Source organism: Bradyrhizobium neotropicale (assembly GCF_001641695.1).
GTDB lineage: Bacteria > Pseudomonadota > Alphaproteobacteria > Rhizobiales > Xanthobacteraceae > Bradyrhizobium > Bradyrhizobium neotropicale.
In genome coordinates, this window is sequence record NZ_LSEF01000085.1 from 84,358 (window position 1) to 102,118 (window position 17,761).

Below are 17,761 nucleotides of genomic sequence, written 5' to 3' on the forward strand. Positions count from 1 at the left end.
ACGCTCGAAATGTTCTGGCCAGCGAACCAGCAAGGACCGCGCCAGACTGGCACGGCGGTAGCCGGTGTCCAGCAAATTATTGCCGGATCTCGATAACGCCCGGTCGCGTCCGGGTGCAGTCTTTCGTCCCATCCATTCCCGGCATCGGGGGCGGGATTGCCTTGCGGAGGATCGAGATGCGACCAACCGAGATCATGCGCGGCAGCCCGGCTGCGCCCGAGGGCCAGGTGACACGCGCGAACTGGCGCAGCTTTCCCGCGATCCGCTGGGGCTTTACCCACACCCGCGAGGTGCTTCCGACCGCGGAGGTTCGCCGCTCCGCGCAGCCGGCCCCGATCGTCAGCGCGCCGCGTGAGCTGACAAAACTCGGCTTCACCGCGCCCGACGGCAACCCCACCACCGTCGAAGCCACGCTCCGCGAGACCTTCGCCGATGCGCTGCTCGTGATGCACCGTGGCACGCTGATCCACGAATGGTACGGCGACGGCATGAGCGCGACCACGCCTCATCTGATCTGCTCCATCAGCAAATCGATTGCCGGCACGCTCGGCGGCGTGCTGGCCGCGCGTGGGCTGGTCGATCCCGAGGCGAGAGTGGTCCGCTACGTGCCGGAGCTCGAGACGTCCGTCTATGGCACCTGCACCGTCCGCAACGTCCTCGACATGGCGGTCGCGATCCAGTTCGAGGAGGATTACGAAGACCCGGCCGGCGACGTCGCGCGCTATCGCTTTTCGTCCGGCTGGGACGTGCCGCCGCCCGGCGTCGAGGCCGGCCATCAACGGGCTTACCTCACGACGCTGCGCGGGACGGGGAAGCCGCACGGCAAGGTGTTCCATTACGTCTCGACCAATACCGAGGTGCTCGGCTGGGTCTATGAGCGCGCCTGCGGCATGCCATATCCGCGCATCCTGTCCGAATATCTCTGGCAGCCGATGGGCGCAGAGGAGGATGCCTCCATGACGCTCGACAGCCACGGCATGGGCCGCATCGCCGGCGGCCTCTCCGTCACCGCGCGCGACTTGATCCGCTTCGGCGAGATGATCCGCTGCCACGGCGTGGTCGGCGGGCGACAGGTCGTGCCGGGTTGGTGGATCGACGACATCCACGAGAACGGCGATCACAAGGCCTGGGCCGACGGCGACCTCGCCGACATCTTCCCGGGCGCCCGCTACCGCAGCAAATGGTACACGATCGATCCCTCGCGCAACGATCTCGCCGGGATCGGCATCCACGGCCAGTGGCTCTATGTCGATGCGGCCTCCGACACCGTCATCGTCAAGCTGGCGACGCAGCCGAAGGCGATGGACGTTCCGCTCGACCATCGCTGGCTCGCCGCGTTCCGCACCATCACCGTGCATCTCGACCCGCGCTGAGCTTTGGACATCGTCATGCTCGATACCGTCAAAGCCAAATCGCCGGCGCGGGCCGCCACACCGCATCCGCTCGATCCGCTGACGGCCGAAGAAATCACAGCGGCCTGCACGCTGGTGCGTGCAGCGTCCACGTCGCCTGAGGCTTGCCGCTTCCCGACGGTGCGGCTGGAAGAGCCGACCAAGCAGCAGCTGGCAGTGGGCGGGGCAGGCCTGCCCCGCCGCGCTTTCGTGCTGACGCTGGATGTGCAGAACGGCGAGGCGATCGAGCACGTCGTCGATCTCAGCCGTGGCGAGATCGTCGTGCGCAAGCTCGTTCCGAACCGCGAGGCACCGTACGGACAGCCGTCGGTGATGCTGGAGGAGTTCTTCAAGTGCGAGGCCGTGGTGAAGGCCGATCCCGGCTGGCGCGCGGCGATGCATCGGCGCGGGCTTAGCGACAACGATATCGAGCTCGTCCAGGTCGATCCGTTCTCCTCCGGCTTCTTCGACAAGGCGTTCGAGCGCGGCGCGCGCATCGTGCGTGCCGTCAGCTATTTTCGCGAGCATCCGCAGGACAACGGCTACGCCCATCCGATCGAGGGCGTGGTCGCGGTCGTCGACCTGATCGGGGGCAGGGTTATCGACCTCACCGACGAAGACCCGATCGTGCCGATCCCGCGCAAGAAGCGCAACTACGGCGCTCACGAAACCAGGAACCCGCGCGCCGACATCAAGCCGCTGCATATCGAGCAGCCGGAGGGCGCGAGCTTCCGCGTCGATGGCTGGAAGGTCGACTGGCAGAAGTGGAGCTTTCGCGTCGGCTTCACGCCGCGCGAAGGCCTGGTGCTGCATCAGCTCGCCTACCAGGACGGCGAGCGCAAGCGTTCGCTGATCCATCGCGCCAGCGTCACCGAGATGGTGGTGCCCTATGCCGACCCGACCGCCAACCATTTCTGGAAATCGGCGTTCGATGCCGGCGAATACGGGCTCGGCATGCTCGCCAATGCGCTCGAGCTCGGCTGCGACTGCCTCGGCAACATCCACTATTTCGACGTGCCGGCAGCCGACAGCAAGGGCGAGCCCTTCGTCATGCAGAACGCCATCTGCATGCATGAAGAGGACTACGGAATTGCCTGGAAACACTACGAATTCCGCAACGGCCTGTTCGAAGTCCGGCGCTCCCGGCGCCTCGTCATCTCGTTCTTCGCGACCGTCGGCAATTACGACTACGGCTTCTACTGGTATCTCTACCAGGACGGCACGATCCAGCTCGAGACAAAACTGACCGGCATCATCCAGACCGCGGCGGTGCAGCCGGGCGAGAAATACCGCTGGGGCGGCATGGTCGACGACAATCTGGGCGGCCCGACGCACCAGCACTTCTTCAACGTGCGCCTGCACATGGATCTCGATGGCGGCGGCAACACCGTCACCGAGCACGAGTTCGTGCCGCGGCCCTGGGGCCACGACAATCCGCATGGCAACGTGTTCGATACGACGACGCGCGTGCTATCGCGCGAGCGAGATGCGGCCGCAATTGCCAACGGTGAGACCGGTCGCTTCTGGAAGATCAGCAATCCGAACGAGACCAACTCCGTCGGCGGCGCGCCGGCCTACAAGCTCGTGGTCAATCCGAGCCCGCTGATGCTGGCGCAGGAGGGCAGCTACGTGCGCAGGCGAGGCGGATTCGCCACCAGGCATATCTGGGTCACGGCGTTCGACCCGGCTGAGAAATACGCCAGCGGCGACTATCCCAACGTCCACGCCGGCGGCGACGGCCTGCCGCGCTACGCCGCACAGAACCGCAACATCGAGAACGCCGACATCGTGGTCTGGCACTCCTTCGGCCATACCCATGTCTGCAAGCCCGAGGACTTTCCGATCATGCCGGTCGAATATGCCGGCTTCATGCTGAAGCCGACCGGCTTCTTCGCGGCAAACGCGGCCGGCGACATCCCGCCGGACCGCAACAGCCGCAGCGTCCTCGCCGGCGACCAGAAAGGCACCGGCGGCGGATCGTGCTGTCACGCGAGCTAGGCGAGGGGGCGACGGCCGGTCCAGTCGCGCTTCCGAGCATGAACCTTCCCGCCGGACGCCGGCACAAAAGACTGGTGACAGCTCCTACCCCGCGGGATCCCCATGAAGTGGCTTGCCTTGCTTTGCCTGCTCGTGTTCGCCACGAACGCGAAAGCGGCCGGGCCTGAGCAGCACTACCTCGAACTACGCGATCGCTACATCGCGAAGTTCTCGAAGGCTGCGGAGAACGAGGAGACTTACAAGCAGCACGATACGGCTCTCAAGGAGTTGGCAGACGTGTTGCGTGGCCTGGTGGGGCCGATCACGATCAAGGGGCTACCGACAGAGGCAACGTCCAACGTCGACACGCTCTACAAGGCCGACTCGGGTTTCGGCCATCTCGATGGGCTCGCTTTCGCCTCCAAAGGCGACAAGACGCAAGTCGTGGTCACGACCAGCGCGCTGCTCGAGCACTGGCTTCGCGAACACCGCGAGGACGGCATGCCGCAGGAGATCAGCGCCGCGTTCAGGTCAGACCACTTCTACTACGCTGCGATCCAGGACTCCGCCTTCGCCAAATATGCGGAGCTGCCGATCACAAAGCCCGCGACCGCGGGTGCAGCGTTCGCCGTGCTGGGCGTGCGCGGCAATGGCGATCTGAAGGGACCGCCTGATGAAATCGACGTCGTCGCGATCCAGGGCGGGAAGGTTTTCTTTGTCGCCACGTCGGACGCCGTGAAGACGGCCCCGATCCCGGCCTGCGAGAAGGTCTTTAAGCAGATGATGGCAAAGCCCGTCGACAAGAAGGACCCGCGGGGCGACATGACCCGCGAAAACAATGCGATGACGGCCTTCACCCAGTGCTTCGCCAAGGCGGCGCCGAGCCAGAGCTGGTTTGCCACAGTCGTCAAGAAGGCGCAGAGCCAGCTCGATCTGCTGCCGCTGCGCTAGTTTCCATCGAGCCTCGATTGACAAACTGGTCCTGTATGCGGGGAGGCCGGATACACTATACTGCCGGTGCGGTTTGTGCCAAAAACCGCGGGCGCGAGCTGACGAAAGGACGTGTGAAGTTTGGCCGCATCCAAAAAGGGGGCTGAGCCTGCGGAACGCCAGAACGGGATTGATCGGACCATCGATCTCCTGGAAGCGCTGCTGCATTTGCGTGCCCCCTCCAAACTCAGCGACCTCGCGAAGCAAATGGGCGCGCCGCGCTCGACGGTCTATGCCATCGCCAACCGCCTGATCGAGGCGGACCTGCTGGAAAGCGTCGGCGAGGGCGGTCAGGTCTATTTCGGCAAGGCGGTGCATCTCTACGGTCGGGCCTATGCGGAGGCCAATCCCCTGCATCGCCGATGCCGCGAAGCCCTCGACCGGCTCGCGACCCAGCACAGCGCGACCGCGCAACTCTGCGCGCTGCGTGGCCGCAAATACGTGGTGGTCGATACCAGGGACGGGTCGGGCCTGTTCCGGATCACCACGGATGTCGGCATTGAGGTGCCGTTGCCGTGGACTGCATCCGGCAGGTTGCTGCTGGATCACATGAGCCCTTCGGAGATTCGTGCGTTCGTTCCGAAAGAGGATTTTCGCCTTCCGGACGGCCGACTGCTCGATGTCGGTGATTTCATCAAGGATGTCGCGCGCGCGAGGCGCGAAGGCAGATGCGTCACGACGGCGCTGTCCGACCGGTTTACGTCGTGTCTAGCCGCGCCCATCCGCGACAAGAAGGGGATCGCGGTCGCGACCCTTTGCTTCGTCATTCCGGCGGACTCGCCGAACAAGCGTAGGACCGAGCTGCTCGACGACCTGGTCGCCACCGCAACTGAACTCTCAGATCGTCACTGAGCCGAGCCGACAGGCGGCGAAGGGGCACCGTTTCGTGGCCGTCCTCGCGCGGTCCCTGCCGCGTGCGCGCGACGCATTCAGGCGAGGCGGTCCGAAATGTCCGGACTTGACATCACGGCGTCGGCATCTAGCATGACGCTATAAGATAAAGTTGTCCACTATAAGAGACATCAACCAACACCCAGCGCGGCGAAGTTCTCTCAGTTCCGTATTTCGGCGGGACGAAGGACGTGATCGCGCGTTCTTTCGCGGGAGGATTCGAAATGGCGAAGGCAAGCCAACAAGTACCCGGGCGACGCTGGTTGATCGGTTGTCTCCTCGGCGTCGGAATCCTCATCAACTACATCGATCGTGTCGGGCTCTCCGCCGCCACGCCCGAGCTCACCAGGGAGCTGGGCCTCACCGCCACCGACATCGGTCTGCTCGGCAGCGCGTTCTTCTGGACCTATTCGCTGCTGCAAGTCCCCGGCGGCATGGTGCTCGACCGCTTCGGCGTCACCACGGTCGGCCGCGCCAGCAGCTTCCTCTGGGCGGTCGCCGCCACCATCACCGCGCTCGCCAGCGGACTTTGGGGTATCGCAGCCGCGCGTCTCTTGCTCGGGGTCGCCGAAGCGCCGGCGTTTCCGGCAAGTCAGAAGGCGACCGGCCACTGGTTTCCGCTCGACGAGCGCGCGCGTTCGACGGCGATCTTCGATTCCGCCGCCAAGTTCTCCAACGTGATCGGCGTGCCTCTGGTCGCCTATGTGATCTATCTCTACGGCTGGCGCTGGGGCTTCGGCGTCACGGCGCTACTGAGCTTTTTGTATTTCGTCGCCTACTACGTCATCTATCGAAATCCGAGCGAGGATCCGAAGCTCTCCAAGGCAGAGCATGACTACATCGTCGCCGGCGGCGGCACGCCGGAAGGCCCGGCCACGGCGGGGCAGAGCCGCATGCTCGGCTACCTCTTGCGCAACCGCAAGGTCTGGGGGCTGACCATCGGGTTCTCGGCCTATGGCTACACCTTCTATCTCTTCCTCACGTGGCTGCCGGGCTATCTCGCCCAGACCATGCACATGAATCTCATGTCGGCCGCGGGCTATTCGACGATCCCCTGGATTTTCGCGACGCTGTCGGACCTCCTGATCGGCGGGTTCCTGGTCGATCACCTGATTGCCCGCGGCTACGACAGCACGAGGGTGCGCCAGTCGGTGATCATCGTCGGCATGCTGATGGGGCTCGCCGTGATCGGCGCCGCGTTCACCGTGAAACCGGGCTGGGCGCTGCTGTGGCTGTCGATCGCGATCTCGGGGCTGTCCGCCGCGGCGCCCGTCGGGTCCTCGATCGTGTCGCTGATCGCGCCCAAGGGCGGCGCGGGAACCGTCGGCGGCATTCTCAATTTCACCAACAACATGATGGGCGTCCTCGCGCCGATCGTGACCGGAATCGTGGTCGACTGGACCCAATCGTTTGCCGGTGCCTTCATGATCGCCGGCGTCGTGCTGCTGATCGGCATCTTCTTCTATGTCGTGGTGCTGGGACGGATCGAATCGATTCCGGATTTCGAAGAGGCGCCATTGCGAGACGCCGTGGCCGTCCACTGAGGAGAGGGGCATGCCCCAAATTACGAGCCAAGATCCGAACCAGGGCGGAAGCAAGGATACCCTCATCCGCAATGCGCGGCTGATCGACGGCACCGGCGCGCCGTGGTTCGAGGCCGATCTGCGCATCAGCGGCAGCCGCATCGCGGCGATCGGCGTCTCCTTGCCTGCGGACGGAGCCGAAATCATCGATGCGCGCGGATGCTATCTCGCGCCCGGCTTCATCGACGCCCACTGCCATGACGACCTGATCTGCCTGCGCGAGCCTGATCGGCCCGAGAAGGCGCTGCAAGGCGTGACCACGCTCGTGGTCGGCAATTGCTGCTTCTCGCTCTATCCGGCAACCGCAAGCTCCGCAGAGATGCTGCGCCAGCACTTCTCCGGACTCGCCGGTGAAACCCGGGCAAACGAAGTCTTCGACAGTTTCGACGGCTACCGGCTGGCCCTGGAAGGGCCGGGCGTAGCGCTCAATCTCGTCTCCCTGGTCGGGCATGCCGCGATCCGGCTCGCCGTTCTCGGTTACGAACGCCGCGCGGCGACCGACCAGGAGGTCGCGGCCATGCAGGCGCTGCTTGCGCAGCAGCTCAGCCAGGGCGCCGCAGGCCTGTCGCTCGGCCTCGTCTATCCGCCGAGCGCGTATGCCGACAGCAATGAACTTTGCGCGCTGGCGGCGACCGTTCGCGCTCACGGAAAGCTGCTCACGGCGCATATCCGCAGTTACGAAGCGGGCCTGCTGAAATCCATCGACGAGTTCATCGCGATCTTGCGCGCCTCCGGCGCGGCGGGGCTGCTGTCGCATCTGCAGTCGGCGGGAAAGCCGAACTGGGGCGCCATTCCAAGAGCCCTCGACCGGCTCGAGGCCGCGCGAGCGGAGGGGATCGATATCTCCTTCGACATGTATCCGTATCCTGCCGGCAGTTCCTACATGCTGCAATTGCTGCCGCCGGCTGCGCTCGAGGGTGGCATCGACGCCCTGCGCGCGGGGCTCCGCGATCCCTCGAAGCGCGAGACGCTTCGCGTGCTGGTGGAGGAGGGTGATCCCGATCCGCATGCCGCGCAGTCCAAGATCGTGCTGATCGGCTGGCATAACGTGCGCATTTCCGGCACCGGCAATCCCGCGCTGAAGCCGCTCGAGGGCAAATCGATGGTCGAGGCCGCGCGCGAGCTCGGCATCTCGCCCTTCGATCTCATGGTTCGGTGCATCGAGGAAGACCAGGGCCAGACCGGCATCATCATGTTCCAGCTCGATGAGGCCGACCTGCGCGCAGCGTTCACCCATCGCCTGCACATGGTCGGCTCCGACGGCATTCCGCGCCCGGGCACCAAGCCGCATCCGCGCGCCTATGGCAGTTTCCCGCGCGTCGCCGGCCGGCTGACGCGCGAGCAGGGCTGGATGACCTTGGAAGATGCCGTGCGGCGGATGACCGCGATGCCTGCCCAGCGCTTCGGCCTTTCCGACCGTGGCATTCTGCGGCCGGGCATGACCGCGGATCTCACCCTGTTCGACGATACCATCATGGACAAGGCGACGTTCGAGGCGCCGACGGAAATGCCCGCGGGCATCCGTTCGGTGTTCGTCGCGGGCGAGGCCGTGGTCGCAGACGGACGCAGTACCTTCGCGCGTCCGGGCCGGGCCCTGATCGCCGGATGACGGCACCGTCATCCATGGCTCGACGCTAAATCAAAATCATCACACACAGGACGATATGCAATGACGCTGAAACGATATGGCGCGGCCGGTGGCACCGGCACCGGCGGCCAGCACCTTCCTTTTGCCCGCGCGGTGGAGGCCAACGGCTGGCTCTACGTCTCGGGGCAGACGCCCATGGAGAACGGCGAAGTGATCGAGGGCGGCATCATCCCGCAATCGCACAAGGCGATCCGCAACCTGCTCGCCATCCTGGCCGAGGCCGGCTTTGAACCCAAGGATGTCGTGCGTTGCGGCGTCTGGCTCGACGATCCCAGAGACTTTCAAAGCTTCAACAAGGTCTTTGCCGAATATTTCGGCGTCCATCCGCCGGCGCGGGCATGCGTGGTGTCGAGCATGGTGGTGGACTGCAAGGTGGAAATCGATTGCGTCGCCTATCGCGGGTGAACGATAGCGGCGCCAGGCCTTGCAGGTTCAGGCGGCAGCGCAATTCGCGATGGACCAAAAGGCGACATCACACACGTGGTTCGATATTATCAAGGAGGTTAACAACTAAGACGGCCGTAGGGGAAAGAGGTTATGAGTCCGCTCAAATATGTCTGGGCTGCGCTAATCGGTTTTGCCGCGATGATAATATTCGTCGTCTTGGCCGCCTTTTTGATCCTGTGGCTGACCACTTCTCGAGTTGTTGCACATAGCTGCGCCCATATGCCGACGCCAATCAACGACTGCGGCGGATGGTCTGCATTGGGATGGGTCGTCACGGTTGTTGCAGGATGTGCTGCTGTCGGTTTGTTCATAGGGACATTCGTGGGAACGATGGTGGGGATCAGCTTCTACCGGCGACACCAAAGATTGAACCCGACCATCGCAAATTGAGCCGACTCCGACCCCAAGCGCATGCACGTTAGGGCTAAGAGGTCGGCATCGGGTCATTTTCGGCGGTTTCAGCAGGGATTGTCGGTTGGCGCCCTAGAGCCCATGGCCGCCGAGATTCCACTCGCGGCCGCCCTCGCCAAAGATCTCGTAGCCGGTCGGCGTCACCGCGACCGTGTCCTCGAGCTTGATGAAGCCGCGTGTGGGATGCTTCATCGTGGTTTCGATCGACACCACCATGCCGGGCTCGAGCGGCTGGCGGGCATCGACATCATCATAGGGGACCGGACCCTTGGCGGTCAGGCGAGGGCCTCGTGGCTGACGAGACCCATGCCGTGGGCGAGGAAATCGGTGCAGCCGCGCTGGCTGATCTGGGCGAGCTGCCGCTCGGCCGCGACATAGATATCACCGCCGAGGGCGCCCGGCCGGACCGCGGCGAAGGCCGCGCGCTGCACCGCCTCGATCTCGGCGAGATAATCTCTCAGCTCGGTGTCGGGATCGCCCTGCACAGCCATTCGCGCGAGGTCGCCGATATAGCCGTGATAGTTGCCGCCCGAGTCCAGCGACAGGACATCGCCTTGCTCCCAGCGCTGCGCCGAGGGCGCGCGGTTATGGCTGTTGCCGCAGGCTAGCAGGCAATACTCGAAGGTGAGCCCGCGGTTGACCTCCGCAACGCGCAACGCGTCCGACAATTGCTGCTTGGTCGTGCCCGGCCCGTGCCGCGCGATCACCTCCAGCATCGAGGCGACGACCAGTTCGGAGGCCGTCTTGAGTTTTGCCAATTCGTCCGCCGACTTGACCGCGCGCAGCCGCTCCAGAACCAGCAACGCGTCCTTGAGCTCGGCGCCGGGCAGGGCATCGGCGAGCGCGCGACCCGCATCCATCGGCAGGAACGCCATCTCCACCCCGACCAGCTTCAACGGCACACCGGCGTCGCGGATCAGGCCTACGGCTCGCATCACTGCATCCACCGACCCATTGGACTCGGTCCGGACCTGCGCCACCCAGGGTGGCGCCACGGCACGTTGGTGAGTCTCCAGACGATGACCGACATAGACGGCCTTCTCGGGCGCGCCCTTGGGATAGACCAGGACCGGCAGATAACGGCTGACGCCCATCGCATCCATGTAGTCGAAGAAAATCGCGCGCTCGGCGCCGAGCAGGTACTGCACATTGTGCTTGGAGGTCGCGACCAGGACGTCGAGGCCGGCGGCCTCCATCAGACGGTCGAGCTTGGCTGCATCGAAGGGAATGGCGTGGGACTCGGCTCCGCGCGCGAGATGCTCCTGCATGACGAACCTCCCATGGCTGGCGCGGCCTTCAGGCCTGCGTCTGTTATCTTGGCTTGCGGGTGGCAATATTGGGTCGGGAGCAGGGGGTCTAGGTAGCCCAGGATTGGCTGGCCTGACCTGCACTCCTGGTCGGCGAAGCGCAACAACCGATTGCCGAAACGGGCCTTGAACGAGAGTGCCCGCACAGGCGCATTTTGGGCCGGCGGGCGCCATCAACGAGAGCGCGCGGCTGCAGCCGCTCGCGCGATCTTGAGCTTCCGTGCAAGGGCGCTCACTGCCGGGGTGAGGAGTGCTCCCTTGCAAGTGGATGTCTCGCCGGCTTGATCGTTACGAGGCAAGTGGCAACGGCTCTCCGGCGCGCGACGTCAAGCGCTCCTCCGGCCCGTGACGAGCCCGTAGAGGAAAAGGAGTATCACCGAGCCAATGACGGCTCCGATGAACCCCGTGCTCTCGCCCGCGCGATACCACCCGACCGCTTGCCCGAGGTAGGTCGCAACAAACGCACCAACGATACCCAGGATGGTGGTGAGAATGAACCCCTTCGGCTCATTGTTGCCCGGCATGATGAACTTGGCGACGACGCCGACGATGAAACCAATGATGATTGTCCAGATGATGCCCATATCCGCTCCTCACGCGATCGGAGTTCTCCAAGGCTGAAAACGGGCCAGCGAGCTGAAGCTGGCCGGCATGATCTTGAGATGCCACCGGGGAGCCGCAGGTTGATTTATGTCAATAATGGCATCCCAGCCACGAGCGCGATCTGTCGCGGCCAGCAGACCCGATGCCTCGCCATTATTTGCTGCGCGCAGGACTGGGCTCCGCGCGCGAGATGCTCCTGCACGACGAACCTCCCATTGTTACGGTGCCGTAATCTTCGCTGAGTTGTGCGTCATCGGAACGGTGCATTTTTGGGCGGCAGGCGCAGTTTTGACCAATGTCGAAATGATAGCGGCGTCAACGAGCGCGCGCGGCTGCAGTGCTCGCATGATCTTGAGCTTACCTGCGGGGGCACTCACCAATTTTTGGTCAAATCGCACGACCGATCGCCGAAGGCAGCATTCCCTTCTGACGTCCGATCTATAAATCTCCTCTCGACGCAACACTGGCCGCGCCAAGTCGGGAGCGACCAGGGCTTCACCGAGCGGGTATTCGTCACCCCTCGAACCACACAATATCCAGGGAGCGCAGGAGGCAGGGCCGTGCGGCGATCGTCCGCGCGCAACGCTTACTGCTGGTCTGGATGCCGCGGAGACCGCATGCGGCCGCCGCGGGGCGAGGAGTGCCGAATGGGTATCGTTCGTTTTGCTCTGCGATTTCCCCACACGTTCTACGTGGTCGCGGCGCTGATCATGTTTCTGGGCGCCGTCACGATCTTCGCGATGCCCACCGACGTCTTTCCGGAGATCAACATTCCGGTCGTGACCGTGATCTGGAGCTACACCGGTCTCAGCACGCCCGAAATGGAGCAGCGTGTCACCACCTACAGCCAGTACTCGATCAGCTCCAACGTCAACGGCATCAGGAACATCGAGGCCCAGACGATGGCCGGCCTGTCGGTGCAGAAGATCTACTTCCAGCCCGACGTCAATCTCGACCTCGCCATCTCGCAGATCGTTTCCGCCACCAATGCCATCCGCGCGCTGATGCCGCCGGGCATCCAGCCGCCGGTCGTCGTGCAGTTCAACGCGTCGAGCGTGCCCGTGCTGCAGATCAGCCTGAGCTCCGACACGCTGAGCGAACAGCAGCTCTACGACTACGGCATCTACCGCATCCGCCAGCAACTGGCGCCGATCCCCGGCATCACGCTGCCGACGCCGTCGGGCGGAAAATACCGGCAGATCATGGTCGACATCGATCCCGCCAAGCTGGTCGCCAAGGGGCTGACGCCGCTCGACGTCGTGAACGCGGTCAACGCCCAGAACCTGACGCTGCCGGCCGGCACGGCGAAGATGGGTGACAAGCAATATGTCGTCCGCACCAATGCGACGCCGCCCTCGATCAAGGACCTCAACAACATCCCGATCAAGGTCGTCAACGGCGCCACCATATTCGTCAAGGACGTCGGGCAGGTTCACGATGGCTGGCTGGTGCAGCAGAACGTAGTGCGGCAGAACGGCCGGCGTTCGGTGCTGCTCGGCATCATCAAGAACGGCAACGCGTCCACCGTCAGCGTGGTCAATGCGGTCCACAAGGCCCTGCAGGCCGCACGTGCGGCGGCGCCTCCGGGCCTGCAGATCAACGAATTGTTCGACCAGTCGGTGTTCGTCAAACAGTCAGTGGAGGGCGTGCTGCGCGAGGGCGCCATCGCGGCCGGGCTGACCGCGCTGATGATCCTCCTGTTCCTGGGATCGTGGCGATCGACGGTCGTGGTCATGATCTCGATCCCGCTGTCGATCCTGACCTCCCTGATCGTGCTCTACTTCCTCGGCGAAACCCTGAACACGATGACGCTGGGCGGATTGGCGCTGGCGGTGGGCATCCTCGTCGACGATTCCACGGTCACGATCGAGAACACCCATCGTCTGCTCACGGAGGAGGGGCTGCCTTTGCCGCAGGCGACGCTGCACGGGGCGGCCGGCATTGCCGTGCCGACGCTGGTGTCGACGCTCGCGATCAGCTGCGTGTTCACATCCGTCGTCTTCCTCGACGGGCCGGCCAAGTATCTGTTCACGCCGCTTGGCCTCGCCGTGGTCTTCGCGATGCTGGCGTCCTACGGCCTGTCGCGAACGCTGACGCCGATCATCATCGGCCTGCTGCTCAAGAGCGAGCACCATGGCCCAACCGGCGCCGCGCCGCGCGGCCCGTTCGCGCGCTTCCATGCGGCCTTCGAGCGGCATTTCGAGGCGATGCGTCACGCCTATTCGCGCTCGCTGACCGGTCTGATCGAGCATCGCTTCATCATTCCGGCGGGGATGATCGCCGTGCTGGCGCTCGGCGCCGTGCTCTATCCCTTCGTCGGCCGGGATTTCTTCCCGGCGATCGACGGCGGACAAATCCAGCTTCACGTCCGCGCCCCGGCGGGAACCCGGATCGAGAACACGGAAAAGATCTTCCAGCAGGTCGAGGACAAGATCCGCCAAGTCATTCCCGACAAGGACCGCGCATTGATCGTCGACAATATCGGCCTGCCGGCGCGCTCCTATAATCTGGCGTTCAGCGACGGCTCGACCATCGGCGTCAATGACGGCGTGATCCTGGTTTCGCTGAAGGAGGGACACCGGCCCACAGCCGATTATGTGCGCAAGCTGCGCGAGGTGCTGCCGGCTGCGTTTCCGGAGGACACCTTTTACTTCCAGGCCGCCGACATCGTCACCCAGATCCTCAATTTCGGGCTCCCGGCCCAGATCGACGTGCGCACCGTCGGCTACGACAAGGCGAACAATCTGAAGGTCGCCAACGAGCTACGTCAGCGCATCGCCGCGATCCCGGGGATTGCCGATGCCCATCTGCAGCAGGAGGTGAACGCGCCGACCTTCTACGCGGATATCGACCGCACCCGTGCGGCGCAGCTCGGGCTCAACGCCAACACGATCGCGACCAACCTCAATGTCAGCCTGAGCTCCTCGGAGCAGGTCACGCCGAACTTCTGGACCGACCCGACCTCGGGAATTCCCTATTATCTTGCAGTCCAGACGCCGGAACGCGAGATCAGCTCGCTGAACGATCTCGCCAATACGCCGGTTTCGACGTCGCTGGCGTCAGTGCAGACCGACACGCCAATTCCCGGCCTGCTCAGCAACGTCACGACGTTCCGGCGCACCACGACTCCGACCAATTCCAACCAGGCCAATGTGCAGCCGGTCTACGAGGTCTATGCCAGCGTCCAGGGCCGCGATCTCGGCAGCGTGGCGAGCCAGATCAGCAAGATCACGACCGATCTGCAGAAACAGCTCAAGCCGGGCAACACCATTCAGGTGATCGGCCAGATCCAGAGCATGAACAGTGCTTTCATCAATCTCGGCATCGGTCTCTTGTTCGCCGCCGTCTTCGTCTACCTCCTGATGGTCGTGAACTACCAGAATTTCGGCGATCCCTTCGTCGTCATTCTGGCTCTGCCGGCGACGCTGTGCGGGATCCTGACCATGCTGTTCATCACCGGCACAACGCTCAACGTGCCGTCGCTGATGGGAGCGATCATGGCGGTGGGCGTCGCCTCCGCGAACTCGATCCTGCTCGTGACCTTTGCGCGCGAGCAACAGCTTGCCGGCAAGACCGCCTTCGAAGCCGCGATCGAGGCCGGCCACACCCGAATCCGGCCGGTGCTGATGACCGCGGCCGCAATGATCGTCGGCATGATCCCGATGGCGATCGGTGCGGCCGGCGAGGAGCAGAACGCCGCGCTCGCGCGCGCCGTAATCGGCGGGCTCCTGTTCGCGACGCCGACGACGCTGCTGGTCGTGCCCTACCTGTTCGCCATGCTGCGCAAGGGCAACGACGGCAAGACACATCACGGGGTATTTGACGAGGTGCTGGAATGAACTTCAACGGACCATTCGACGCTGAGCGCGTGACCGAGACGGATCGGGACAAGGAGACGGTCGCGCCGGAGCGCAGGCGGAGTTGGGGAGGGCGCCTCGCCGGCTTCGGCCTGGTGCTGGTCGCCGGCGCGGCGCTCGCATCCGGCGCATGGAGCCACTATGCCGAACGCCGCCAGGTGCTCGCGACTGCCGCACAGGAGCGCAACTTCGTCCCGCAGGTCCGCGTTGCGACGGTTGAGCCCAGCGACAATATCGAGGTCGTGACGCTGCCGGCGACGACCTCGGCCTTTGCCAGCGCCAACATCTTCGCCCGCGCCAGCGGCTACATCGGCACGCGCGCGGTCGACATCGGTGACCACGTCAAGGCAGGGCAGCTCCTCGCCGAGATCGTGGCCCCCGAGCTCGATCACCAGATCGCCCAGGCGGAAGCGACGCTCGCCCAGCTCAATTCGTCGCTCCAGCAGGCGCAGGCCAACCGGGAGCTTGCCAAGGTCACCTGGGATCGCGATCGGCCGCTGGTCGACAAGGGCTGGGTCACGGCCCAGCAAGGCACGATCGATGAGCAGACGCTCAAGGCCCAGGAGGCAGCCGTGTCGGTGGCACAGGCCAACATCAAGGCGGAGGACGCACAGCTTCAGGTGCTGCGCCAGCAGAAGCTCTATCAGCGCGTCGTGGCGCCGTTCGACGGTGTCATCACCCAGCGCAACATCGATGTCGGCAGCCTGGTGCAGGCCGACGCGACCTCGGGCACGTTCATGTTCACCCTGCAGCAGGGCAATGTGATCCGTACCCAGGTGTTCGTTCCGCAGGACGCGGCGTTTGGCCTCAAGCCCGGCATCGCCGCCGTGGTCCGCGTGCCCGAGATCCCGGACCGCTCCTTTCCAGGCACGGTGACGCGGATCGCCGACGCGCTGCAGCCCGGCTCGAGAACGCTGCTCACCGAGGTCGACATCCCGAACCCCGATGCCGCGCTGGCCTCGGGGATCTACTGCACCGTCGAACTCCACATTCCGCGCAGGACGCCAACCTACCGGATCTCGGCGGACGCGCTGATCTTCAATGCCGGCGGTACCCAGGTCGCCGTGGTCGAAAACGGCGTCGCGCATCTGAGGAAGGTCCGCGTGGTGCGCGACCACGGCTCCGAGGTCGAAGTCGACAGCGGCGTCCGCGCTGGCGACCAGGTCATCCTCAATCCGTCGGTCGATCTGGCGGAGGGTGCCAAGGTCCAAGCCAAGCCAACGACTGCCGTATCGTAACTCGCAGGCCTGGCTGGGCCGGAGGAGAGCGCGCCGAGACCGACGGCGCGCCGTATAGCCATATCCCGATCTCCATATCCGTAATTCGCATAAGGTATATTATGGAATATCTTTATATTGAATTAGATCAGATATTTAGGTGGAACTCCTACCATGGCGCATTCGATTCGGCTCGTTGCGGCCTATCTAGCCGCTACTTTGCATGGGGTTGTTTTCGCATTTTTGCAGTCGACCTTGTTCGGGTCGTTGCATCGTCTGAAAGCCGATATTGCCGCGGCTCGGTGTGGCTGCAATAAGCGAAGCCTCGCGAGATCGCAGATGACCTCATGGCCTTCCGTCCGTATAGGTTTGCGTCTCAGAACAACAACAAACGTTTCCCTGAGGGAGCAAACCCGATGAGCTTTTCCCGACGCACGCTTCTCAAGGCCTCTGCCGCCACCGCGGTCCTGGGCGGCATTGGCGCGCCCCATGTGGCCCGTGCCCAGAGCGCCGAGTTCACCTACAAATACGCCAACAACCTGCCTGACTCGCATCCGATGAACGTCCGCGCCAAGGAGATGGCGGCGGCGATCAAGAGCGAAACAGGCGGCAAGTTCGACCTCCAGATCTTCCCGAACAACCAGCTCGGATCTGACACCGACATGCTGAGCCAGATCCGGTCCGGCGGCGTCGAGTTCTTCACGCTGTCGGGCCTGATCCTGGCCACGCTGGTTCCGGCGGCCTCGATCAACGGCATCGGCTTCGCGTTCCCGGACTACGACACGGTTTGGAAGGCCATGGACGGCGATCTCGGCGCCTATGTCCGCGGCGAGATCAAGAAGGCCGGCCTCGAGGTCATGGACAAGATCTGGGACAATGGCTTCCGCCAGACCACGTCGTCGACCAAGCCGATCACCGGCCCGGAGGACCTCAAGGGCTTCAAGATCCGCGTGCCGGTGTCGCCGCTGTGGACCTCGATGTTCAAGGCGTTCGATGCGGCGCCCGCCTCGATCAATTTCAGCGAGGTCTATTCGGCGCTCCAGACCAAGGTGGTCGAAGGCCAGGAGAACCCACTGGCGATCATCTCGACCGCAAAGCTCTACGAGGTGCAGAAATACTGCTCGCTGACCAACCACATGTGGGACGGCTTCTGGTTCCTGGCCAACCGCCGCGCGTGGGAGAAGCTGCCGGCGGACGTGCGCACCATCGTCGCCAAGCACATCAACGCCGCGGCCGTGAACGAGCGCGCCGACACCGCCAAGCTGAACGCCAATCTCCAGCAGGAGCTCGCCGGCAAGGGTCTGACCTTCAATCAGCCCACGGTCGCGCCGTTCCGCGACAAGCTGCGCACCGCCGGCTTCTATGCCGAGTGGAAAGGCAAATATGGCGAGCAGGCCTGGGAGCTGCTGGAGAAGGCCGTCGGCAAGCTGTCGTAACGC

General features: G+C 64.2%; 12 protein-coding genes and 1 pseudogene. 11 read left to right on the forward strand and 2 right to left on the reverse strand.

From position 1 onward, the window contains the following. Window positions 1-176: 176 nt before the first annotated feature. The 8 genes from AXW67_RS26920 to AXW67_RS40950 all read left to right on the forward strand — a co-directional run bounded on the left by AXW67_RS26920 (window position 177) and on the right by AXW67_RS40950 (window position 9,317). Window positions 177-1,373, forward strand: a complete 1,197-nt coding sequence (locus AXW67_RS26920; protein ID WP_063680334.1) for a serine hydrolase domain-containing protein — start codon at window positions 177-179, stop codon at window positions 1,371-1,373. A gap of 15 nt (window positions 1,374-1,388) precedes the next feature. Next, on the forward strand, window positions 1,389-3,389 hold the full coding sequence (locus AXW67_RS26925; protein WP_063680460.1) for a primary-amine oxidase: 2,001 nt from the start codon (window positions 1,389-1,391) through the stop codon (window positions 3,387-3,389). Between the two features lie 102 nt (window positions 3,390-3,491). After that, the gene (locus AXW67_RS26930) at window positions 3,492-4,319 is read left to right on the forward strand and encodes a hypothetical protein (RefSeq protein WP_063680335.1); all 828 of its coding nucleotides are present in this window, start codon (window positions 3,492-3,494) and stop codon (window positions 4,317-4,319) included. Window positions 4,320-4,439: 120 nt separating this feature from the next. Further along, window positions 4,440-5,210, forward strand: coding sequence for an IclR family transcriptional regulator (locus AXW67_RS26935; RefSeq protein WP_051311103.1), 771 nt, complete (start codon window positions 4,440-4,442; stop codon window positions 5,208-5,210). A gap of 302 nt (window positions 5,211-5,512) precedes the next feature. Then, window positions 5,513-6,793, forward strand: coding sequence for an MFS transporter (locus AXW67_RS26940; RefSeq protein WP_201723723.1), 1,281 nt, complete (start codon window positions 5,513-5,515; stop codon window positions 6,791-6,793). A gap of 10 nt (window positions 6,794-6,803) precedes the next feature. Then, window positions 6,804-8,441, forward strand: a complete 1,638-nt coding sequence (locus AXW67_RS26945) for an N-acyl-D-amino-acid deacylase family protein (protein ID WP_063680337.1) — start codon at window positions 6,804-6,806, stop codon at window positions 8,439-8,441. A 60-nt stretch (window positions 8,442-8,501) separates the two neighbouring features. After that, on the forward strand, window positions 8,502-8,885 hold the full coding sequence (locus AXW67_RS26950; protein ID WP_027555620.1) for a RidA family protein: 384 nt from the start codon (window positions 8,502-8,504) through the stop codon (window positions 8,883-8,885). Between the two features lie 132 nt (window positions 8,886-9,017). Next, window positions 9,018-9,317 (forward strand): hypothetical protein, encoded by a 300-nt coding sequence (locus tag AXW67_RS40950; RefSeq protein WP_082908061.1) that lies wholly within the window; start codon window positions 9,018-9,020, stop codon window positions 9,315-9,317. 93 nt (window positions 9,318-9,410) lie between these two features. Here the strand turns inward: AXW67_RS40950 and AXW67_RS26955 are convergent. Both AXW67_RS26955 and AXW67_RS26960 read right to left on the reverse strand, forming a co-directional pair. Next, window positions 9,411-10,606 (reverse strand): annotated as a pseudogene (locus AXW67_RS26955) (M24 family metallopeptidase). Window positions 10,607-10,971: 365 nt separating this feature from the next. After that, window positions 10,972-11,229, reverse strand: coding sequence for a GlsB/YeaQ/YmgE family stress response membrane protein (locus tag AXW67_RS26960; protein ID WP_063680338.1), 258 nt, complete (start codon window positions 11,227-11,229; stop codon window positions 10,972-10,974). A gap of 666 nt (window positions 11,230-11,895) precedes the next feature. Here AXW67_RS26960 and AXW67_RS26965 point away from each other — a divergent pair. The 3 genes from AXW67_RS26965 (at window position 11,896) to AXW67_RS26975 (ending at window position 17,758) form a co-directional block, all read left to right on the forward strand. Next, window positions 11,896-15,087 carry an efflux RND transporter permease subunit gene (locus AXW67_RS26965; RefSeq protein ID WP_063680339.1) on the forward strand — a complete coding sequence of 1,064 codons (3,192 nt, stop codon included), beginning with the start codon at window positions 11,896-11,898 and terminating at the stop codon, window positions 15,085-15,087. Then, window positions 15,084-16,343 carry an efflux RND transporter periplasmic adaptor subunit gene (locus AXW67_RS26970; protein ID WP_063680340.1) on the forward strand — a complete coding sequence of 420 codons (1,260 nt, stop codon included), beginning with the start codon at window positions 15,084-15,086 and terminating at the stop codon, window positions 16,341-16,343. The genes AXW67_RS26965 and AXW67_RS26970 overlap by 4 nt, the downstream gene beginning before the upstream one ends. A gap of 395 nt (window positions 16,344-16,738) precedes the next feature. Then, complete coding sequence (locus AXW67_RS26975) at window positions 16,739-17,758, forward strand: TRAP transporter substrate-binding protein (protein WP_063680341.1); 1,020 nt, start codon at window positions 16,739-16,741, stop codon at window positions 17,756-17,758. Window positions 17,759-17,761 lie beyond the last annotated feature (3 nt).

Coding starts and splice junctions, on each gene's coding strand:
- AXW67_RS26920 (WP_063680334.1), top strand. CDS start 177: ATGCGACCAACCGAGATCATGCGCGGCAGCCCGGCTGCGCCCGAGGGC.
- AXW67_RS26950 (WP_027555620.1), top strand. CDS start 8,502: ATGACGCTGAAACGATATGGCGCGGCCGGTGGCACCGGCACCGGCGGC.
- AXW67_RS26975 (WP_063680341.1), top strand. CDS start 16,739: ATGAGCTTTTCCCGACGCACGCTTCTCAAGGCCTCTGCCGCCACCGCG.
- AXW67_RS26925 (WP_063680460.1), top strand. CDS start 1,389: ATGCTCGATACCGTCAAAGCCAAATCGCCGGCGCGGGCCGCCACACCG.
- AXW67_RS26930 (WP_063680335.1), top strand. CDS start 3,492: ATGAAGTGGCTTGCCTTGCTTTGCCTGCTCGTGTTCGCCACGAACGCG.
- AXW67_RS26965 (WP_063680339.1), top strand. CDS start 11,896: ATGGGTATCGTTCGTTTTGCTCTGCGATTTCCCCACACGTTCTACGTG.
- AXW67_RS26945 (WP_063680337.1), top strand. CDS start 6,804: ATGCCCCAAATTACGAGCCAAGATCCGAACCAGGGCGGAAGCAAGGAT.
- AXW67_RS26970 (WP_063680340.1), top strand. CDS start 15,084: ATGAACTTCAACGGACCATTCGACGCTGAGCGCGTGACCGAGACGGAT.
- AXW67_RS26960 (WP_063680338.1), bottom strand. CDS start 11,229: ATGGGCATCATCTGGACAATCATCATTGGTTTCATCGTCGGCGTCGTC.
- AXW67_RS40950 (WP_082908061.1), top strand. CDS start 9,018: ATGAGTCCGCTCAAATATGTCTGGGCTGCGCTAATCGGTTTTGCCGCG.